At 43.6% G+C, this 17,243-nt stretch carries 11 protein-coding genes; 5 read left to right on the top strand and 6 right to left on the bottom strand.

What is annotated here, in order from left to right; translation table 11 throughout:
- Positions 1–7 precede the first annotated feature (7 nt).
- The 5 genes from RJ41_RS09480 to RJ41_RS09460 form a co-directional block, all read right to left on the bottom strand.
- The gene (locus RJ41_RS09480) at positions 8–1,096 is read right to left on the bottom strand and encodes an HD domain-containing phosphohydrolase (RefSeq protein ID WP_039219799.1); all 1,089 of its coding nucleotides are present in this window, start codon (positions 1,094–1,096) and stop codon (positions 8–10) included.
- Complete coding sequence (locus RJ41_RS09475) at positions 1,083–4,388, bottom strand: PAS domain-containing hybrid sensor histidine kinase/response regulator (RefSeq protein ID WP_039219796.1); 3,306 nt, start codon at positions 4,386–4,388, stop codon at positions 1,083–1,085. Before RJ41_RS09475 ends, RJ41_RS09480 begins: the two co-directional genes overlap by 14 nt.
- Positions 4,385–5,470 (bottom strand): FIST signal transduction protein, encoded by a 1,086-nt coding sequence (locus RJ41_RS09470; protein WP_240485769.1) that lies wholly within the window; start codon positions 5,468–5,470, stop codon positions 4,385–4,387. The genes RJ41_RS09475 and RJ41_RS09470 overlap by 4 nt, the downstream gene beginning before the upstream one ends.
- Positions 5,471–5,676: 206 nt before the next feature.
- Complete coding sequence (locus RJ41_RS09465) at positions 5,677–7,245, bottom strand: AMP-binding protein (protein ID WP_039219790.1); 1,569 nt, start codon at positions 7,243–7,245, stop codon at positions 5,677–5,679.
- 109 nt (positions 7,246–7,354) lie between these two features.
- Positions 7,355–7,831, bottom strand: coding sequence for a hypothetical protein (locus RJ41_RS09460; RefSeq protein ID WP_039219788.1), 477 nt, complete (start codon positions 7,829–7,831; stop codon positions 7,355–7,357).
- A 146-nt stretch (positions 7,832–7,977) separates the two neighbouring features.
- Between RJ41_RS09460 and RJ41_RS09455 the strand changes: the two genes are divergently transcribed.
- Together RJ41_RS09455 and RJ41_RS09450 are read left to right on the top strand one after the other, a co-directional pair.
- The gene (locus RJ41_RS09455) at positions 7,978–9,213 is read left to right on the top strand and encodes a PQQ-dependent sugar dehydrogenase (RefSeq protein ID WP_039219787.1); all 1,236 of its coding nucleotides are present in this window, start codon (positions 7,978–7,980) and stop codon (positions 9,211–9,213) included.
- A gap of 391 nt (positions 9,214–9,604) precedes the next feature.
- Entirely contained in the window at positions 9,605–12,415 is a 2,811-nt protein-coding gene (locus RJ41_RS09450; protein ID WP_039219784.1) for a bifunctional aconitate hydratase 2/2-methylisocitrate dehydratase, read from the top strand.
- 207 nt (positions 12,416–12,622) lie between these two features.
- On the opposite strand, the gene RJ41_RS09445 is transcribed toward RJ41_RS09450, so the two are convergent.
- Positions 12,623–13,627: a 5'-methylthioadenosine/S-adenosylhomocysteine nucleosidase family protein gene (locus RJ41_RS09445; protein ID WP_039219783.1), complete on the bottom strand. Its 1,005-nt coding sequence runs from the start codon at positions 13,625–13,627 to the stop codon at positions 12,623–12,625.
- A gap of 236 nt (positions 13,628–13,863) precedes the next feature.
- On the opposite strand from RJ41_RS09445, the gene RJ41_RS09440 reads away from it, so the two are divergent.
- The 3 genes from RJ41_RS09440 (at position 13,864) to RJ41_RS09430 (ending at position 17,180) form a co-directional block, all read left to right on the top strand.
- Positions 13,864–15,567, top strand: coding sequence for an ATP-binding protein (locus RJ41_RS09440; RefSeq protein ID WP_039219780.1), 1,704 nt, complete (start codon positions 13,864–13,866; stop codon positions 15,565–15,567).
- A 140-nt stretch (positions 15,568–15,707) separates the two neighbouring features.
- The gene (locus RJ41_RS09435) at positions 15,708–16,889 is read left to right on the top strand and encodes an alpha/beta hydrolase-fold protein (protein ID WP_039219778.1); all 1,182 of its coding nucleotides are present in this window, start codon (positions 15,708–15,710) and stop codon (positions 16,887–16,889) included.
- 6 nt (positions 16,890–16,895) lie between these two features.
- Positions 16,896–17,180 carry a hypothetical protein gene (locus RJ41_RS09430; RefSeq protein WP_039219774.1) on the top strand — a complete coding sequence of 95 codons (285 nt, stop codon included), beginning with the start codon at positions 16,896–16,898 and terminating at the stop codon, positions 17,178–17,180.
- Positions 17,181–17,243 lie beyond the last annotated feature (63 nt).

Below are 17,243 nucleotides of genomic sequence, written 5' to 3'. Positions count from 1 at the left end.
GCCCTAATTAAGAATTTTGAGGAAGCAAGTCGCTTACTGATGCCATCTTCCCTTCGGCTTCTAACTGGTTCCAATATGCTTTGGTGTCTAATATTTCCTGTTTTATAGAGATAAAACACGCCACTAAATTGGGGTCGAAATGCTTGCCTGCGCCCTCTAGTAAGTAATTAAAAGCATCGTCATCAGACCATGCTTTTTTGTACGGGCGTTTCATCGTAAGAGCATCGAATACGTCTGCAATTGCGACAATACGAGCGCTCTCAGGAATGTCCTCACCGGCTAAGCCTTCAGGATAGCCTGTGCCGTTCCATTTTTCGTGATGACATAGCGCAATCTCCGCTGCAAGGTTAAACAAAGGCGTATCGCACTGCGAAAGAATTTTATGACCAATTTGTGCATGAGTTCGCATCACTTCCATTTCACTGTTTATTAGCCTACGAGGTGCTTTCAAAATAGCGTCGGGAATACCAATTTTTCCTGTGTCGTGCATAGGCGCCGCTTGCGCTAACAAGCAGGCATCGTCATAGGACCAGCCGCAGGCAATAGCTAAACATTTGCTGTAGGCCGCCATTCGCCAGATATGATGCCCTGTGTCTGTATCATTATAATGCCCAGCAGCAGCTAACATGGTAATGGCACTTTGCTGACTTTTGCTGAGTTCTTCAGTGCGTTTGGCCACTAGGTTTTCTGTCATACGCATTTGATGGGCAAGACTAATATGTGTTTTCACGCGCGCTAATGTAATGCTGGGCGATACTGGCTTGGTTATGTAATCGACACCACCCAGTTTAAAGCCCTTTTCTTCGCTTTCGCCTTGTGTCAACGCTGTGACAAAAATGACCGGAATCTGGCTTAGCAATCTGTCAGTTTTTAATTGTTTGCATACTTCAAACCCATCCATACCCGGCATCATAATATCAAGCAGTATTAGGTCTGGCGTAAACTGCTGCACTATTTTGAGAGCTATGGCACCAGAGGGCGCAACCTTGACGTCATAATAAGGACTAAGTATTCCAAGCAATATATCAATATTGGCTGGTTCATCATCGACAACAAGTACGCTGAATCTATTATTTTGGGGTTTAACGTTGTTCATTACTAATAGTGTCTATCAACTGTTTAATTAGGACTAAAGCCCCTTCAAAATCATAAATAGAGGCAAGCTGCTTAAGCCGATTAATTTCAATTGTAAAGCGAGATTCTGAATGTTGGGCAGCAAAACTGGATATGTACTCAAGGGCTTTTGCATCGTAAGCTTCTAACGCATTCTGTATAGTGTCTAAGCTTGAGAGAATTGCCGCGTCATCCAGGTTTTCATTCGAGTGCATATCGGTTTTACGCGTGCCTTTGTTTATCGTATGTGCAATGAGGCGAAGTGCTGCATCTAGCTCAAAGGACAGAGTTGCAACATCTTTTGCAATGATAGCTTCGGGTCTTTCACCTGTTTCAATAAGTACTTGTAAACATTGTGCTAAGGTAGTGGCACCAATGCTCTGAGCATCATCGTACAATTCTTTTAATAGTAGATTATCGACAGAGGGCGAGTGGAAAATGTTGAGTAAATCTGACATTACACTCTGCTGACTGTATTTATTGTAGAAAGCTACCAATGAAGAAATGAAAGGGCTGGGATCATCGGGAATAGTTACTTCAATGTAGCCTGCGTGAATATTCGTATCTATAGTGTGAATGATCTCATCTGCCTTAGCTGGTTTGACTAAATGAAAACACATGCCCGAAGCCAATGCTTTTTCTGAAGCTTCATGTGTTTCATCCGCACTCAGTGCAATGATGGGTACTGTCCAGCCATGCTGTTGTGAAAGTATTTCGGCGATGTCATATCCGGAAATGTCAGGCAGATGACAATCAAGTAAAAGTGCGTCAAATTTTTCTGTTTCACAAAGTGCTAAGGTTTGTTTTCCTGTCGTTGCAGTTACTACTTTCATACCTAAATCGACAAGTATTTGCTGACTAATCTCTACACTTATCGGGTCGTCATCCACCACTAAAACCTGTTTTTCAGCTAACCGTACAGTTCGCCACTTCTTACTTTCTAAACTGTCCATCGATTGTTTCTTTTCAGAGGCTTGAAGCGGCGCAAGGGCAGAAATGATGTCGCTATCGGTGAACGGAAGCTCAACAATTTTAAGGTCGCCAGGCAATAAATGCCCCAATTTTTTCTGAACCTCTTGGCGGCTGAATAAACTTACCAAAGCACACAAGTTAATGTTGTTATATTTTCCAGCTTCCAAGTTATTAGACAGCGCCCTCCAACTTCCCTCATCATTGGACATAAACGCTATGCTTCGCTCAGCACTGTCTGGAAGCGTATTGTTGACGTCATCTACAACATGACACTTAATACCGAGCCGCTTTAGTGTGTTGCTGAACACCTTACAGCCTTGCCTTACGCTTTCATGTGTTTGAATACATACAATGTTTTTAGGAAGAGAAGCTGGTAATGTAGGCTTGGTTTCACCTTTCTCGTTGTGGCACACCGGCAATGAAAATGAAAAGCAGCTACCTTCATTAACTTTGCTTTCTAAGGTTAAGTTTCCACCCATTAAGTCAACAAGCCGTTTACATATGGCCAAGCCCAACCCCGTGCCACCGAACTTTCTTGAAATAGAGGCATCAGCCTGAACAAATGCATTAAATAGCTTAGATTGTCCTTCAACGCTTATTCCCATCCCAGTATCGGATACGGAAAACACCAGCATAGAACCTTTCTGTTCGACTATAAGTGTTACGGTTCCTTTATCAGTAAACTTTATGGCATTACTTAAAAGGTTCAGAAGCACCTGATAAATTTTCTCGCTATCGCCATGGCAGGGGATACTAGTACTACAGCGAATGTCGAAAAGAAGCTGAAGTTGCTTTTGTTGCGCTTTAACTTGAAATACTTGCGCCAGTTTTTCAATGGTCCTTGTTAGGGTGAAAGGTTCATCGAGAATATCGATTTTGTTTGCTTCTACTTTTGAGAAATCTAAGATGCTGTCGACGAGTTCGAGCAATGCATTTGCACTGTTTTGAACTTTTTCCAAATACTGTTGCTGTTGGTCGCTATCCTGTGACTCTAATGCCAGATGAGTTAACCCAATGATGGCATTCATTGGTGTTCTAATTTCATGGCTCATGGTCGCGAGAAAGTCGCTTTTGGCTTTATTGGCGCTTTGAGCCTCGTCGTAGGCTTTCTGAAGCTTGTGCTCAATGGCTTTTTGGTTGCTAATATCGTTAAAAACACCTACATGCCCATCCGGCTTACCTTCTTTATCAAAAAGCGGTACGGCAACGATAGAAATAGGGAATAAGCGCCCTCGTTTATCAGTGAAAAAATCCTCATAAGAGGTGTACGACGCCCCGCTTTTAATTGTTTTGTTTACAGGGCATTGTTCTCTGCGAAGTAGTGTTCCATCCCCTTTTTGGTAGTGAACCGTGTCGTGAAAGCGTCTGTTTTGTAACTCTTCTAAGGTCCACCCAAGTAGACGAGAAGCCGTGGGGTTAAGGAATTGTGTTGTGCCTTCACCGTTAACCGCATAAACGCCTTCACCGATGCTATTGGTAATGCTTTCATGAAAAGCCCTATCTTCCGTAAGTCTACTGGCTAGACGCTTTTGTTCTGACATGTCAGTACAAATTACCACAAGACGATTTACCCGTTGGTTGTATTCAACAATAGGGACAACGGTTGCAAAGACCGTCCAAGGCTTATCGTCTTTCGTAAAGCTATTTAGTTCTCCTTGCCAAATCTCACCTTTAACAAGTGCTCCCAATATTTCGACTTGTTCAGTGAGCGAAATATTTTCCACGCGGAAAATAGCGGTACTTTGTCCTATTAATTCTTCGCGAGAATAGCCAGAAAGCTGACAGCATTTATCGTTCGCTGATAATAACGTACCTTTGAGATCGATAGTTGCGACTATGCCGTGCTTGTCCATAGCTTTGCGCTGTAATAGCAGCTCATTATTTGCATTTTTCTGTTCACATATAAGCTCGTACATGAGTGAAGAAAGATCTGATAGGTTGGTAAATTTCTCATCTATCAGCGGCTTATTTCGCTCTTCTAAAAGTTGGTTTACTGCTAATCGTAAGGTTTCGATAACGGCCTTTTGTTCGTTAAACTCTTCACGAACTTTTCTATTTACAGCAATAAGTTCTTCCGAGCTGATATGTAAACTTCTATCTCTTAATTTGATGTCCCTTTCATTAAACGTGTAAGATTCGTCAATTCTCGGTATAAGAGCAGCGAGTCCCCGTTTAAGCGTCTGCAGATTTAGGCTCGTATGTTCTGTACTATCGTCATCAAGTCCCTTGAGCCACTGCGCGAGTGATTCTGTATCGTCAAGCTGAAACGCTCGGCGTAACTGACGTTCTAATAGGGAATTCAATGTGTTTCCCTCATCAGCATGAGGGTTAGCGTTTGATTGTGCAGTTCACACGGAGCTTCATTGCATGAAGGGCTTATTTCTCCGTAAGAATAGAATCCAGCAATATTGGTATTACTGCTTAACTGCAGAGCTAACTCTTCAATCTCCTCCTCGACCCGATCACCCATAACTAGTTTTCTACCTACACAGCTTGTCACCAAAGCTAAACAGTGCAAATCTTCATCTCTGTTTTTGCTGGCAATAGGGGCAATCGCTTCAAGTGCGCCACTGATAAGGTCTTCCGTTGACGCATTCATAAGGCGCAGGTACTGATTTTCGTTAACCTCACCCGCTAATACTAAGGCCTTAGTTTGCTCGTCAATGCCAAGAATAGTTCTGATAATTCCCGTCGGCTCGCCGTTTTCATTTAGTACTTCAAAAGGGAACAGAAGCCCGCTCGCTGGTAAGTCTTCCGCGTATTCACCCAAATACGATTTGTAGATATCCAATGCCGGCTTATCGTCGAGTTCTAACAGCAGGTTTTCTTTTGCCGAAGCGACTCTTCGCGCTGGGCCAAATGACCGCCATCCGCCGCGTGCGCTGTAGTCAAAACTAAGTGATTGACCGTAAAACGCAACGGCAACAACACTGCGGCTATCAATGCCATTAGGGTGCAGTACGTATGTTTGTTCGAATGCGCCATCATCGCCGGCAAGACCGCCACTTATTCCTATATTCTGCGGTAAGTGAGTCGAAATGCCTTTTAGCAAGGCTGAGCCATTTATTTCGACACCAGGCGCCAATACGTAAACACCTTTCAGGCCATTCTGTTCGATACGGTTTGCAAGTGACTGACCGGTTTCATAAGAAGACGGCATGTCGCTTAACGTTGTGTGGTGTATTTTGGCGTATGACGAAGATTCGAAACGCAAAAGAACGACAGAGATACTATTGGAGGTTACTCGGTTAGCGGAAATCTCACCTGCGGTACTGCATCCAACGCAGTCAGGACAAATATGACTCACTATCGGAAATAGCTCGGGTGAACTGAGAAATGGAGACGATGCGTACATTATTAGCAGAGATGGGGCGAACGCTTTCAAAGCGTCACTTTCTTGTTTTAACTCATCTAAACTATGAAAAAAGAACGTCTTTGAAAGCATTATCGGCAAAGATTAATAGTAGCGTTCTTTATTTATAGTAAGAGGCGCGCCAATTTACAATATTAGGATGTTATTCTTTGGTAGCAATAAACTGATTTATAAGTAAAAACGGCCAACCTTTATAAAGATCAGCCGTTTCCGTGGTGTCACGCGCTACGTAGTTCTCTACGGAGAATTTTGCCCACTGTAGATTTAGGTAGCTCTTCAAGAACGGTAATCGATTTAGGGATTTTGTAGTTAGTAAGGTGCTGCTTACAATATGCTGTTACCTTATCGATACTTATGTCGTTTGCAACAGTAATAAAGGCACAAACGCGCTCACCAGTTTTGTCGTCTGGTTGACCCACAACAGCCGCTTCCATTATGTCAGGATGAGACGTTAGCACTTCCTCAATCTCATTGGGATACACGTTAAACCCAGAGACAATAATCATGTCTTTTAAGCGGTCTACAATTTTAATTGCACCAGATTCTGTACGAATACCAATATCCCCGGTTTTGAAGAAGCCGTCTTCGGTCATCACTTTTGCGGTTTCGTCATCGCGGTTCCAATAGCCCAGCATCACTTGTGGACCACGCACTGCTATTTGTCCAGACTCTCCTTCAGCTACAGATTTATCATAACTATCAAGAAGTGCTACCTCTGTGTCTTCTAGCTCATGCCCAACAGTACCAATTTCTTCTTTGCCTGGAATATTAAATGAGACAACGGGGGCAGTTTCTGATAACCCATAGCCTTCGGTAATAGTATTCCCTGTGATGTCTCGCCAAATTGATACTGCAGCTTGGGTGAGCGCAGTACCGCCAGACATAGTGAGGTGTAGTTGAGAAAAGTCGAGTTTTGCAAATTCTGGATGTCGTCCAAGTCCGACAAATAGCGTATTTATACCCATAAAGGCCGATATTTTATGAGGCTTGAGAGTTTGAATGAAACCGTCTATGTCCCTTGGATTAGGAATAAGAATAATGTGCGTGCCTTTTGCAAATAGCGCCATCATACCGACCGTAAACGCATAGATATGATAAAGTGGCAACGGGCACACCAGCACTTCTTCACCGTCCTTGAAACCTTTACCTATGCGGTCAAGCATCTGAATACAGTTAGCCAATACGTTTTTGTTGCTGAGCGCAGCCCCTTTAGAAACTCCAGTAGTGCCGCCGGTGTATTGCAGCATGGCGAGTTCGTCTAATTTTATTGAAGGGCGAGAGAATGTGGGCAGTGCACTTCCCATTTCAATTGCTTTGCTAAAAGAAACCGTCCCGTCTAGCGTTGGCGCTGTATTAGGGTCTAGCAGCTCTGTCGCTGAAGTGGCAATCACTGTTTCGATACCTGTGTCATCTTTTATGCTGGCGAACTTGGGAAGTAAGTCGTTTAAGATAACCAATGCTTTTGCACCGCTATCGGTAAACTGGTGTTTCATCTCACGCTCGGTATACAGAGGGTTTGTGTTTACCACAACGAGTCCAGCGCGCAGAGCGGCGTAAACAACGATAGGGTTTTGAATTAGATTGGGAAGCTGGATTGCGACCTTGGTACCAGGAGAAAGTTTTGCCTCATGCACGAAATAGCGTGCTAGTGCTGATGACTTATTGTCAATTTCGGCAAACGTGAGAGTTTGCCCAAGTGCCGTATATGCAGGTTTGTCTGCGAACTTGTGCAAAACACTTTCAATATAGTCGGCGAGACACGTCACATTATCTGGATAAGTTATCATGTTGCTTTTTCCTAGTAAGGCAAGAAAGTTGAGTCTATAACTTACATTAGCAAACTTAACTTTTTATTTACATCAGTGTTGGCTTATTTAATAGTATAAGCCGTAGTTATCAATAATTGTTGAAACTATTACTTAATTTGCTGTAAACGGCACCTGCACACATGCCTGCAGTGCACTGCGCGAGTAGGCCAAGAGTGGAGCGAGCGCCCGCAATAAGGGTTACGTTTAGTATAGGTTGCATGGCTAATAACATTAAAAGAAAAGACAAGCCGCCGGCTAACGCGAAGAGAATAAGTCGTTTGCTATGCATATCGGTGTTTACGTTATTAAAATTAAAGCGTTTTATAGCAAAGTGCGTAGTTAAAAATGCAAGCAACAGCGTTATTGCAATAATGACGCCGTAACTTGGCAAAAGGCCTAACGCATCCTGCCACAGCATGGAGAGCCAATCATTGACGTTTAATTCAACGTTAATACCCACAAGAGCCATTAAAACGGAAGTTGAGTGGAACACACTTGCAAGTAGAAAACCCACAGCCCAAGATGGGACAAAATGAAAAATAGCGCGGCGAGTAAGGTTTTTCATGTTTCAGATTCCAAATTTTATCGGCCAATACCATGGATTAACCTTCATCAAAGCGCAACAAAAACAATGAATGTAGTTATATTGAGCTTCCATAAGAAGTGTACCATTGTAGCTAGAGTCAGGTTTGATTAACGAGGACAATCACAATGAAATCAGGGCGTATGATAAGAGGTTTATTGGCTTTCGCGTTTGTTAGCGGGGCATTTACGCAAGCTCTTGCCTTAAGTCTGGTTTCTGACAACTCTGTTAAACCTAACTCTAAGATTGATAACCATGCAGTGTTGAAGATTGTATCGCCAGCGATAGAAAGCTTTGCTAATAATGTAATGACAGAAGATTTGGTCACCTCTTTAGCGTACCCGAAGGCGTTAACAACCCTTATAGACCAAGAGAAAGCAACCACGCATATATTGGTAATAACAAGAGATGGTGAACTCGTTATTCTTGATGACAGTGGAAAAATATCTAGATTTTCTTTAGCGCTTAATGACTTGTATACAAAAGGACAGGGAGGCGTGCTAGACATTCTTATCCCTTCTGAATTCCCCGCGAATCCCGCTGTATTACTTAGTTACTCTAAGGGGAGTGATGATGCTAACCGTCTTGCTGTAGTAAAAGGTGAGCTTTCTTTCACTTCAGGCATTAGTAACATTGAACCCGTAATTGAAGTGGCGCAAACGAAAGATACGCCTGTACACTATGGCGGGAAGCTTCTTCAGTTGGAAAGTAGTGACGCAAGTCAAGCTCCGAGCTTTCTAGTCACTACCGGTGACGGGTTTGATTATCGCGAGCAAGCACAGGTTGTTAATTCACAATTGGGAAAGGTACTGGGCTTCAACATAAACGGCGAGCCGCTAGTGAATCCTACATATCCTGATAGCCCCTACGTATATACGTCGGGACATCGCAATCCGCAAGGTTTGGTTAAAGGGCCACAAGGACAAGTATTTTTGCATGAGCACGGTCCAGACGGCGGCGACGAAGTGAACCTGCTTCAAAAGGGGGCGAACTATGGTTGGCCTGTCGTCACCTTAGGAAAAGACTATTCAGGCGCCAGAATATCACCTTTTTCAACCTATCCTGGCATGACAGACCCCATTGTGGATTGGACGCCATCCATCGCGCCATCATCTATGATTTACTACTCACATGATCAATATCCAATGTTGACCGACACCTTGCTTGTTACCAGTTTGAAAGCTAAAGCCTTATATGCGGTCAATAAAACTTCGAGTAAGTATGTTTCTACGAAGGTTTTTGACGAACTAGAAATGCGGTTGAGAGATATAGCGGTTGATCACCAAGGTAACTTAATTCTTCTGACAGACGGTGAGAATGCCAAGGTGGTAAAAGTTTCACCTAAACAGAAAATAGCACAATAAAAACCATTAAACTTAAATCTTGCTTCAAAGTTGATGGTAATTTGTACTGGTAGCACCATAAATAGAATGAATCTTTGTCATAAGTGCAACACTATTATTTATCTTTATTGGTCAAACCATTCGTATTAAAAATGCTTTTTTATCTCCGCCTATATTTCTGTAAGTGGCTGAATTTAATACTTAAAGCTTATTTTGGTCAAAATGTCATTTTTTTCGCCTATGCTCTATGCTGTTTATTCAGCTTTGGTTTAAGCGGCTGTATAGCCAACTGATCACTTTCAGTCATTACGTAACTGCTAAAAATCAGTTAAAATATCCCTCATTTATATATGCGTATAGCTAAGACCGACTTAACACTACGCCCAAGTAAAACTAAGACCGAGAGAACTATATGAGTTTGTATTCAGAATATCTGGCAGAGATCGAAACCCGTAAAACGGAATTAGGTCTTAACCCTAAGCCAATTGACAGTGCAGAACTGCTGTCTGAAATTATTGCTCAAATTAAAGATACAACAAACGAGCACCGCGAAGACTCTCTAAAATTCTTTATCTATAACACTTTGCCAGGAACTACGCCTGCTGCTGGTGTTAAAGCACAATTTTTGAAAGAAATTGTACTTGGCGAAGAAAAAGTAGAAGAAATCACGCCAGAGTTTGCACTTGAGCTACTTTCACACATGAAAGGTGGTCCGTCTGTAGAAGTACTTCTAGACCTTGCACTTTCTGATGATGAAGCAGTTGCCAAGCCTGCAGGCGAAGTGTTGAAGACTCAGGTTTACCTATACGAAGCCGATACTGAGCGTCTTGAAACAGCATTTAAAGCGGGTAACGCCATTGCTAAAGACGTACTAGAAAGCTACGCAAAAGCTGAATTCTTTACAAAGCTTCCTGACGTTCCAGAAAAGATTGAAGTTGTAACTTACATTGCCGCTGAAGGTGATATCTCAACTGACCTTCTTTCTCCAGGTAACCAAGCGCACTCTCGTGCAGACCGTGAACTTCACGGCCAGTGCATGATTTCTCCTGAAGCGCAGCAGGAAATTGTTGAGCTAGGTAAAAAGCACCCTAACGCAAAAGTTATGCTTATTGCTGAAAAAGGCACAATGGGTGTAGGTTCTTCACGTATGTCTGGTGTGAACAACGTTGCACTTTGGGCTGGTGAGCCAACAAGCCCTTACATTCCGTTTGTAAACAAAGCGCCAATTGTTGCTGGTACTAACGGTATCGCACCCATCTTCCTTACTACCGTAGATGTAACCGGTGGTATTGGTCTTGACCTTAAAAACTGGGTTAAGAAAACAGACGAGAACGGCGAAGTCGTTCGCGATGCAAACGGCGACCCAGTGCTAGAAGAAGCTTACTCTGTTGCAACAGGTACGGTACTTACTATCGATACCAAAGCGAAGAAGCTTTTCAATGGTTCAGAAGAGCTAGCTGACGTATCTGCCTCATTTACTCCTCAGAAAATGGAGTTCATGAAAGCGGGTGGTTCTTACGCTGTAGTATTCGGTAAGCAGCTTCAGTCTTTCGCAGCGCGTACATTAGGCGTTAAAGCGCCAGCCGTTTACGCACCTTCAAAAGAAGTATCACACGAAGGTCAAGGCCTTACTGCTGTTGAGAAAATCTTTAACCGTAATGCAGTAGGCGTAAACTCAGATGCACCGCTTCACGCTGGTTCTGACGTTCGCGTTAAAGTTAACATTGTAGGTTCTCAGGACACTACCGGCCCAATGACTTGCCAAGAGCTAGAGTCTATGGCGGCTTCAACAATTTCTCCAACAGTTGATGGTGCTTACCAGTCGGGTTGTCACACGGCATCTGTATGGGATAAGAAAGCACAGGCTAACATTCCTAAGCTAATGTCATTCATGAACAACTTTGGCGTAATCACAGCACGTGATCCTAAAGGCGTTTACCACTCAATGACTGACGTTATCCACAAAGTGCTTAACGACATCACGGTAGACGACCGTGCCATCATCATTGGTGGTGACTCGCACACGCGTATGTCAAAAGGAGTAGCATTCGGTGCTGACTCAGGTACGGTAGCGCTAGCGCTTGCGACAGGTGAAGCGGCAATGCCAATTCCAGAGTCTGTGAAAGTTACCTTTAAAGGTAAAATGAAAGAGCACATGGACTTCCGTGATGTGGTTCATGCTACTCAAGCACAAATGCTTAAGCAATTCTCTGGCGAGAACGTGTTCCAAGGCCGTGTTATCGAAGTACAAATTGGTACATTGCTAGCTGACCAAGCGTTTACCTTTACCGACTGGTCTGCGGAAATGAAAGCGAAAGCGTCTATCTGTATCTCTAACGATGAGACTATGATTGCGTCACTTGAGCTTGCTAAGAGCCGTATCCAAATTATGATCGACAAGGGCATGGACAACGAAGCGAAAATGCTTCAAGGTCTACTTGACCTTGCTGACAAGCGTATTGCTGAAATCAAGTCTGGTGAAGAGCCAGCGCTTGCTCCAGATGACAACGCTAAGTACTACGCAGAAGTGGTTATCGACCTAGACCAAATCGATGAGCCAATGATTGCTGACCCAGACGTAAATAACGAAGACGTATCTAAGCGTTATACCCACGATGTGATCCGTCCGGTTTCTTACTACGATGGTAAGCCAGTAGACCTAGGTTTCGTAGGTTCTTGTATGGTGCACAAAGGCGACATGCAAATTATCGCACAAATGCTGCGTAACCTAGAGAAGCTTAACGGCTCTGTAGAGTTCAAAGCGCCGCTAGTTGTTGCGCCACCTACATACAACATCGTTGATGAGCTTAAAGCAGAAGGCGATTGGGAAATCCTTCAGAAGTACGCAGGTTTTGAATTTGACGACGCTAAGCCTAAAGAAGCGGCGCGTACTAAGTACGACAACATTCTTTACCTAGAGCGCCCTGGATGTAACCTATGTATGGGTAACCAAGAAAAAGCGGAGCCAGGCGATACAGTTATTGCAACGTCTACACGTCTTTTCCAAGGCCGTGTTGTTGCTGACTCTGCTGAGAAGAAAGGTGAATCACTACTAGGCTCTACGCCGCTAGTAGTACTTTCAACCGTGCTTGGTCGTTTCCCAACAACTGAAGAGTACAAGCAAGCCGTTGCAGGCATTGATCTAACTAAGTTTGCCCCACCTTCAGAAGACTTGGCAGTTAAGCCTAAGTTCGAAGCGGACGTAGCTGTTAAGCGCGTTTAAGCATTTAACGCCAAATAAACATTAAAAAGCCCCAACCTAGGTTGGGGCTTTTTTATACCTGAAATAATGGGGTCAGAGTACATTAACTAGGAAGATTGGGGGCAGAGTACATTTCTTTGAAACCTACTCTGCTTAATAGCCGAAAAATGTACTCTGACCCTATTTACTCATTGACTCGAAGAAATGTACTCTGACCCCACTTATTTGTTATTTGGGGTCGGTTGCTACGAGTTCGTCGAGTATGCCAAGTAGCAGGTTGGTGCCGGTGCCAGAAGCTATTGCGTCAAATACATTCTCCACATTTTTACCGTGCTGACCGCCCGCTAAGTCGCTAATTGAGCGGATAATTAACCAATCTACGTCGTTAACAAAACTCACCTGTGCGACGGTTGCTGATTCCATTTCTGCTACATCAGCGGTGTAGACGTCGCGCAGCCACTCGCGGTATTTAGCGTTGTCTACGAATACTGAGCCTGTAACACCGTTACCGCCGATGTCTACCAAAATTTCTTTACCTGACGGCATCGTGATAGGTGGGATCTTTGTGAGCGCGCGTTTTGCCATTTCCAATAACGTTTTGTCGGCAGTAAAATAGGGCATTCTTCTGCGAGTGTCCCAACCCTCTTTAACTACTGCCACCTCGGTAGGATGAATAAAACCAATGTTTTTGTAGTTGGGTGCGTGCTTATCTGTATCGCGTCGTGCTTTGTAATACTCAAGCTGTTTAGCGTAATAGTCTGGAAGCTCGTAGGCGCTGGCGTCATCTTTTTTCGGGTTGATATAGACTGACTCGTCGTGAAAATACCAACGTTCAGGTACTGCGATATCGCCAGGTGTGTATTTGGGGTTTATGGCCCCAGCAATACCCATCATAACCAGCTTATCAATAGGGAAATAATCCAGTGCCATCTGTACGGTCATTGCTGCGTTGGTAATGCTGACGCCCGTGCTAAATACAACAATGGGCTCACCTTTATAAGTGCCTAACTGATACTTAACCCCTTTAATATAAACTGTTTGCGTAATTTGAGCGTCGTCCATAGTTGCAAATGCGGCGTCAATGGCTTCAATTTCTGGCTCATAAGCAGCAACCACGGCTGTCCATTTATTTACAACATTGGAAAAATCTTTTGGACCATATTGGATGCTATCGTCTTTGGCGAGACACGAAAACGATATACACACGAATAAAACAAAACTACTTAAGCGCATAGTGACCTTATTTAATCTATTTATGCACCAAACAGGTGCGGACAATGAAAAAAGAACGAGTCTAAGAGCCTTGGCGTCCTATAGGCAAGCCTAGCTGCAATAATATTTAATATATTCGCAAGGTTCGGGCCAATAATAGGGGCAGAATCATGACCCTGACCCTATTATTGTTATGCAAAATCGCTGTTTAGTACTTATACTGTTTTATCAATTGTTTACTGATCTTTAGGGCGCGAATGTCGCAGCAGTACACCACAGCACCTGAATCATTTGGCGAAGTCACATCGGCCTTGCAAAAAGCTGGTTTCAAAATTCTGCTGGTTTTTTCTTTACTCATCTTAGCGGTAATCGTCATAGCCCAACCCCAAAATGTGTATGTGGCAGTATTTTTCGGCCTGTCTTGGTGTGCAATTTCGGTAGCGGGAATTATCTTTTCTAACTACAAAGAACCTTTGGCGAAATTGTGGGCAATACTCACCATTCCCGTCGCGCCTTACCTTGTAATAAGCAATGGTCTCATGCCTGCAACCTTAGTTCCAATTGCTACTATTTTCCCCATTTTACTGCTTTCTAATGGTTGGCGAATAAGTGCAATGGTAGTACTCGCGTGCTGTACTTTTCTTGTGCCGCTTTACGAAGGGGATTATGACAAGGGCCTTTGGCTGAGGCTTTGTGTGACCAACCTTGTTGTGTCCCTTCTTATCTATGCTCTAGCTAGCCAATTAGAGAAAGCCCTTGTAGAGAGTAAAAACAAAACTCTTGAACTAAACAGGGCACTTGCGAGCGAAAAGCAAGCGTCGGCTGCACAATCACGATTCCTTGCCACTATGTCACACGAGATACGCACGCCATTAAACGGTATTTTGGGATTGACCGATGTAGTGCTTTCTCATGATATTTCGGAAAGTGCACGGCCTAACCTAGAGAAGATTCAGCGTTCAGGACTCTCGCTAAACCGCATTTTGAACGACATATTAGATCTCTCCAAACTGAATGCGGGAAAACTTGCGCTGGAGATCATTCCCTTTGATCTAAAAAGTACTGCTAAAGATTGCGTGGCGTTTTATGCACAATTGGCACAGAACAAAGGTATTTCACTGAGAATAGAAGTAGATAAAGCATTAAATACTTGTGTTGTAGGGGACGCAACGCGCCTCTCTCAAGTGTTAAACAACCTAGTGAGCAACGCGATAAAGTTTACGCATCAGGGCAGTGTCACTTTAGGGCTATCGAAAGGTGAAGCGTCAAAGACCCATCAATTTGTCAGGTTTTCAGTTAAGGATACGGGGGACGGGATTGATGCTTCTAAACAAGAGCGCGTATTCGATGCATTTACCCAAGCCAACAGCAGCATTAATCGAATACACGGGGGAACGGGACTTGGTTTACAGATAGTAAAAAGCTTGGTTGAAGCTATGGGCGGCACGGTTTATCTGAAAAGCGTGGTAGGTCAGGGGAGTGAATTTTATTTCGAGCTACCGTTTGAAATTGCAGGTAGTGTAATTGGCGCTAAAGAACAGGAAAGCACACCGTCGTTCTCAAACCTTACTATTTTGGTGGCAGAAGATAATGACATTAATCAGGTCGTAGCAAAATCCTTGTTAGAAGATACAGGGTTGAAAGTTGCGCTTGCTAATAATGGTAAAGAAGCAGTAGAGATTGCACTAAAGCAGCATTTCGACCTTATATTGATGGACTTACACATGCCTGAAATGAACGGCTCTGAAGCCGCTTTGGCGTTGCGAAAAGCTAACATCACTATTCCTATTATCGCGTTCACTGCTGCGGTGGTTGCCGAAGAAATAGATAAAGCGTTAGCATCCGGGATGAATGGATATCTCACAAAACCAGTCAATAAAACGGAACTACACGCTGTGCTGACTAAACATTTGGGCGGAGAAATGTCTACAGAAAGTTCCTGTATTGCTAAAGGGGAATAGACAGAGTAATGTGGCACTGAAAGTGTCATTAATCCGGATAAGCCTCTGTTATACAATAGATAATAATAAAAGTTCGCTTGGTCCAATCAAGTAGATAGTATTACTGCGAAAAGCAAAGCGTATTATAAAAGGATTTAAGTTTGAAGTCACAAATACATATTATAATTGCCCTGCTATTTCTTGCTTTCACGAGCCTTTCGGCTAACAGCGAAACAGACAGCGACAGCCAGCGTTACGAATTGAAGGTAGAGAAACTCAAATCTAAAGTGCTAAACGAGCAACGAGAAGTGGTCGTTCAGCTTCCAAAAGGTTATGCCGAAAACCCCGACAAGAAATACCCCGTTATTTATCGTCTAGATGGTGCGGGAAACCTTACTATGATGAATGCAGTACTAGAATCGCTTCAATCTCAGAATGCTGCACCTGAAGTCATTATAGTCGCCATTGAAAATACCGACCGACTTCGCGATCTATATCCCACAGCAAATGAAGATCCAAACGGGCCTGTAGGCTACGGCGGTGGCGGTGCAAACTTTCTTTCCTTTATAACCACTGAGCTTATGCCAATGGTAGAGAAGAAATATCGCGTGCATGACTTTCGAGTGATTGAGGGTGCATCAGCCGGAGGTGTATTCGCGCTGTACGCACTTACCCAGAAGCCTGAGCTTTTTAACGCCGCGCTGACTTACAGTGCTGCGGTGTGGTGGAACTATGGCGCATCTGCAAAAAGTACGGTTGCATTCTTAAAATCTGCCAATCATTTAGACCACTTCATTTACACGTCTATCGGCAATGAAGGCGCGCCCATGCGCCCGTATTACAACGATATGATTTCTGGAATGCGGGCAAATCAACCTGCCGGATTAAGATGGGAGAACGAAGCCTACGAGGGGGTTACGCACAATTTGGTCTCAGCTGCGTCAACTTTCAGCGCTTACCATCATTTGTTCTTATCAGCTTATTTAAGGCCGCAGCAGTTCAGTGGAGATATTAAAAGTATTAAAGATTATTACGCCCGTGTTTCAAAGCAGCGAGGCGAGAAACTCGACGCGCCGGAATGGGTTATTCGCGAGTTAGGTTATCACTATGTGGGTAAACAAAACTACGACAAAGCCATCGCCTTGTTTAAATACGATATTGCTGAGTATCCTCAAACGCCAGACGCATATAATGGCTTAGCTTATGGTTATGAGCAGATGGGCGAGTACAAAAAAGCGCTGGAAAGCGTGAACCAAGCTTTAGCACTTTCTACGTCTGAGCACGATGGCCATCAGGTCTATGTTAATAGACAAAAACGCTTGCAGTCTTTATTGAAGGATTAAGTTATCTTGAACCACAAAAGAATATTTAAACACGTAAACTGGATCGCCCCTGCGGCTTTTATGGTTGGAATTACCTTGGGAACGAGCGGGTGCAGTACCGTCACGACAGGACAAACCGATCACTGTATTGAGCAAGCTAATAACGCAGATGTTCATGGGGTGTACACCGCCGATGAGCAGCTAAATGCTTGCTTAGAAACCTATAAACTACGACGCGATAATGAAAAAACGGTAGGTGAAGCCTTTGCTGAAGATGTGCTGATCTCAGTTATTGATATTATTACCGACTAGAGCAGTTTCAATTAAGCGAAAAAACCTTCCTACGTACAGTTATAAAAACAAAGAAGGCAGAGT

The organism is Alteromonas marina (assembly GCF_000808575.1).
Classification (GTDB): domain Bacteria; phylum Pseudomonadota; class Gammaproteobacteria; order Enterobacterales; family Alteromonadaceae; genus Alteromonas; species Alteromonas marina_A.
Note: the sequence above shows the minus strand (reverse complement) of the source record. Positions and strands in the feature narration are given on the sequence as shown.

Bases quoted from the DNA above. Each gene is read 5' to 3' on its own strand.
- RJ41_RS09480 (WP_039219799.1), bottom strand. From the start codon at position 1,096: ATGAACAACGTTAAACCCCAAAATAATAGATTCAGCGTACTTGTTGTC.
- RJ41_RS09465 (WP_039219790.1), bottom strand. From the start codon at position 7,245: ATGATAACTTATCCAGATAATGTGACGTGTCTCGCCGACTATATTGAA.
- RJ41_RS09460 (WP_039219788.1), bottom strand. From the start codon at position 7,831: ATGAAAAACCTTACTCGCCGCGCTATTTTTCATTTTGTCCCATCTTGG.
- RJ41_RS09455 (WP_039219787.1), top strand. From the start codon at position 7,978: ATGAAATCAGGGCGTATGATAAGAGGTTTATTGGCTTTCGCGTTTGTT.
- RJ41_RS09450 (WP_039219784.1), top strand. From the start codon at position 9,605: ATGAGTTTGTATTCAGAATATCTGGCAGAGATCGAAACCCGTAAAACG.
- RJ41_RS09445 (WP_039219783.1), bottom strand. From the start codon at position 13,627: ATGCGCTTAAGTAGTTTTGTTTTATTCGTGTGTATATCGTTTTCGTGT.
- RJ41_RS09440 (WP_039219780.1), top strand. From the start codon at position 13,864: ATGTCGCAGCAGTACACCACAGCACCTGAATCATTTGGCGAAGTCACA.